Origin of the sequence: Sphingomonas sp. 66-10 (assembly GCF_001897045.1) — a bacterium.
In the GTDB taxonomy this organism is placed as follows: Bacteria; Pseudomonadota; Alphaproteobacteria; order Sphingomonadales; family Sphingomonadaceae; genus Sphingomonas; species Sphingomonas lycopersici.
In genome coordinates, this window is the sequence record NZ_MKRR01000130.1 from 67073 (window position 1) to 68805 (window position 1733).

Below are 1733 nucleotides of genomic sequence, written 5' to 3' on the forward strand. Positions count from 1 at the left end.
TCCTCGAGAATGGTGCGGGTCGACGAATTGTAGGCCGGAGTCAGGTAGGCGGACTCATGGATATGGAGCTGGGTCATCCCGCCCGCGCCGAATGCCGAGAACACCGAGCTGAACGGCGGGACCAGCACCCGGTTGATCTTGGCTGCAGCCGCGATGCCGCAACAGTGCATCGGGCCGTTGCCGCCATAGGCCAGCATGGTGAAGTCCGATGTATTGTAACCCTTGGCGCCAAGCTCGGAGACGATGCCGACAGCCATGTTGCCGTCAGCCCGGCGCTTGACCAGCTTGGCGACGTCGATCAGCTCCATGTCGAGCGTCTCGCACAGGTCGGCGAAGGCCGACTTGGCGCGACGCGGATTGAGCTTGATCGAGCCCCCCGCATAGTTCGTCTCGTCGAGATAGCCGAGCAGCAGATCCGCGTCGGTGACGGTCGGATGGCGGCCGCCCCGGTTGAAGCATGCCGGTCCGGGGTCGGAACCGGCGCTGTCTGGACCGATGGCGACAGTGTTCGAGATCGGATCGAACCGCGCGATAGATCCGCCCCCGGCCCCCAGGGTGTTGAGGTGCACCATCGGGATCGTGACCAGCCACCGATCGATGACCGGGTTGAAATCATAATGCTTCACCCCGCCTTCGACGACGATCCCGATGTCGAAGCTGGTTCCACCCATGTCGGTGGCGACGATGTTGCCCAGGTTGCTGCGCCTCTCGAGAGCCTCTGCGGCGTGGATCCCGGCGACCGGCCCCGAGTGCACGGTCTGGAGCGCGTCGGTCGAGTTTAGATGCGCCATGCCGCCGCTGTTGTGGACGAGCACCATGGGTTTGCGGTATCCCGAAAGCCGCAGATTGGACTGCAGTTCGCTCATCGCGTGATACATGATCGTGTGCAGGAACGCGTCGATGATCGCGGACGTGGTCCGGACGTACTCCCCGCGCCGGCCCGAGACGTCGGAAGCGCATATAACCGGGATCGAGCCGAGGATGTCCGTGGGGTACTCCTCGCGGATAATCTCGCGGGTGCGATATTCATGGCTCGCGTTGGCGGTTCCGTTGACGGTCGACACCACGATCGCTTCGGCGCCACGCTCGATGAGGTCGCGAATCTGCCCCCGTAGGTGCTCTTCGTCAATGTCGGCGATGACGTTGCCGAGGTAGTCGATCCGCTGCCTGATGCCCGCGATAAGTGGGATGGGCACCAGCGGCTCGGGTCGGTGCGCGCGGGTCAGGTCCAGCTTCTCGGCCTGCGTCAGGCCGTCGCCGTAGCCACGTCCACGGCTGATCGGGACCGTGCTTTCGAACCCGTGCGTGATCAGGAGACCGACCTGCGGCCCCTTGCGCTCGATGAGGGCATTGGTCCCGAGCGTTGTCGCATAGCGGACCGAATCCACTTCGGCCAGGACGGCCTCGCGGTCGACGTTCAGCTTCGCGCAGGCGATTTCAAGTGCCTGGTTGAACCCGAACGCTAGATTGCCGTGCGTTGTCAGTGCCTTGGAGTGAACGCGCTCGCCGCCCCACACCAGGAAACAATCGGTGAAGGTACCACCGATATCAACTGCGATGCGGTTCATGGCCATCCTCCGCGTTATGCTTGTGGGTCGAATGCGAATGCCCATGGCTGAAAATCTGCGCGGGATCCGGCACCGGCAATTCGGCGTTGGGATTACTTTCGAGAGACCGGAGTTCCGCGGCCCGCCGCTTGAGCGCTGCGAGATCGAATTCGATGTCCATTACCG

The 1733-nt window shown here is 63.4% G+C and carries 2 protein-coding genes; both read right to left on the reverse strand.

What is annotated here, in order from left to right:
- On the reverse strand, positions 1–1568 hold a 1568-nt coding region (locus tag BGN95_RS13680), incomplete at its 3' end, for a hydantoinase/oxoprolinase family protein (protein ID WP_286772944.1).
- Positions 1549–1728, reverse strand: coding sequence for a hypothetical protein (locus tag BGN95_RS13685; protein ID WP_286772945.1), 180 nt, complete (start codon positions 1726–1728; stop codon positions 1549–1551). The genes BGN95_RS13680 and BGN95_RS13685, both read right to left, overlap by 20 nt.
- Between the last annotated feature and the right edge of the window lie 5 nt (positions 1729–1733).